Annotated in this window: 2 protein-coding genes; both read left to right on the top strand. The window is 74.9% G+C overall.

From position 1 onward, the window contains the following. The first annotated feature begins 166 nt into the window (after nt 1-166). Nucleotides 167-1201, top strand: coding sequence for a GNAT family N-acetyltransferase (locus GT030_RS14665; RefSeq protein WP_346009638.1), 1035 nt, complete (start codon nt 167-169; stop codon nt 1199-1201). Then, the gene (locus GT030_RS14660; RefSeq protein ID WP_161201490.1) at nt 1198-1854 is read left to right on the top strand and encodes a M15 family metallopeptidase; all 657 of its coding nucleotides are present in this window, start codon (nt 1198-1200) and stop codon (nt 1852-1854) included. The genes GT030_RS14665 and GT030_RS14660 overlap by 4 nt, the downstream gene beginning before the upstream one ends. Nucleotides 1855-2066 lie beyond the last annotated feature (212 nt).

The following is a 2066-nucleotide window of genomic DNA, read 5'->3' as shown; positions in this document are numbered from 1 at the left end:
GGCCTGGACGCGTACCGCGCCGGGGAGCACCTGGCCGTCCACTTCCAGCGGCCGGGCGACCCGATCGGCCACGACCCGGCGGCCGACCGGCTCCAGCTCGTCCCCGGCGTCAACCCCCTGCCCGTCCAGCGGGGCCCGGCCCCGCCCCAACCCTTGGAGACGCATCGTGAGCAGTGAGGCCCTGCACACCCGCCCCCAGCACCCCGGCACCGCGCACGCCGCACGGCTCGCCACGCCCGCCGACGCGGAGGGCATCGTCCGGCTCCGTTCCGCCCATGTCCTCGCCGAGCCGCTGCCGGAGGAGTGGATCGTCCGCTCCGGCGCCGGACTGGCCGCCCGGCTGGCCCCCGGTGGCGACGCACGGGCCTGTGTCGTCGACGCCCCCGACGGCACCCTCGCCTCCTGCGCCCTCGCACTGCTCCACCCGGCGCTGCCCGAACCGGCGTCCCCCAGCGGGCGGGCGGCGCGGGTGCACACGGTCGCCACGCATCCCTCGTGGCGCCGCCGGGGACACGCCAGGTCGGCCCTGACCACGCTGCTGGAGCGGCTCCGGGCGGAGGGGGTGGCGCCCGTCGAGGCCGACGCGCCCGCCGGTGTGGGGGCGCTCTTCCGTGCCTCGGGATTCTGCGGCAGCCTGGCGCCCATGCGGATGACATGGCCGGAGCCGGCGGTCCGGGGGCGGGTGGACGAGAAGACCGGCCATGTGTGGCTCCCGCCGGAGCAGTACGCCGAGACGGTCATGAAGGCCACCGGTTTCGCCTGTGTCCTCTTCACCGACGTCCACGACCGGCCCGTGCAGCTCCACGGGGTCTACGGCGCGACTCACCCCTGGCAGTTGGCAGGCGGCACGATGGACCCCGGTGAGCGGCCGTGGGAGACGGCCGTGCGGGAGTGCCGGGAGGAGACCGGCATCGAACTCGACGGCCCGCCCCGGCTGCTGGCCACGGTGTACGGGCTGCCGGGCGCCGAGTGGCCGTACAGCACCATGGGGCTCGTCTTCGACGGCGGGCGGCTGGACGAGGCGCGGCTCCGGGACATCGTGCTGGACCCGCGTGAGCACGACGAGGTGCGGGTGCTGCCGCTTCCCGAGTGGCGGCCGCTGATGCCGCCGCGGGACTTCGCGCGGCTCAGTGCGGTGATGGAGGCGCGCCGGACGGGTGTGGCCGCCTACTTCGACACCTGGGACTGGGGGACGGAATGAGCGTCGTACTGATGTCGGACCGGCGGGTGGCGGCGGTCCCGGTGCGCGAGTGCGGCGAGCCGCTGGTCGACGTCCGGGCGCACGGCGCCCTCCGGGTCGACCCGCGCAAGGAGGACGCCTCGGGGGCCTTCGCGTATCTGCGCCAAGGGGTGCTGCACCGCCTGCTGTACGCCCAGTCGCTCCTGCCGGACGGTTTGCGGCTGCTGTACGTCGAGGGGTACCGGCCGCCCGGCCTCCAGCGCCGGTACTTCGAGGAGTACGCCGGCGCGCTCGGCCGGGACAACCCCGGCTGGTCCCCGGCCCGCGTGCGGGACGAGGCCAGCCGGTTCGTCTCCCCGCCGGAGATAGCGCCGCACAGCGCGGGCGCCGCCGTGGACCTCACCCTGGTGGACGCCGAAGGCAGCGAACTGGACCTGGGCACCCGGATGAACGCGGACCCGGTGGAGAGCGAGGGTGCCTGTTACACCTCGGCCACGAACATCGGCGCCGAGGCCACGGCCAACCGGAACACCTTGGCCACCGTGCTGTCCGAGGCGGGCCTTGTCAACTACGCGACGGAGTGGTGGCACTGGAGCTGGGGCGACCGGTACTGGGCGCTGCAGACGAACAACCCGACCGCGCTGTACGGCCCCACCGAACCGGAAGCCATATAAGCCGCATATCGCCCTATGGCTGGCATAGTGCCGCCCATGACTCCCACGCCCCGTAAGAACGGCTCGCGGCGGGGCGGCGGCCGCCGTCGCGCGGTGCTGGCACTGGCCTGTGTCCTCGCGATCACGGGCGGCGTCGTCCTCGCGCTGGACCTGTCCGAGGACGAGCCCCGCTCCCCCGCGGCTCTCCCCGGCCGCCCCGCCCCCGGCCCCAC

It is taken from the genome of Streptomyces sp. SID1328, from assembly GCF_009865595.1.
Classification (GTDB): domain Bacteria; phylum Actinomycetota; class Actinomycetes; order Streptomycetales; family Streptomycetaceae; genus Streptomyces; species Streptomyces griseoluteus.
The sequence above is the reverse complement of the archived record's forward strand: the minus strand, read 5'-3'. Positions and strand labels throughout refer to the sequence as shown.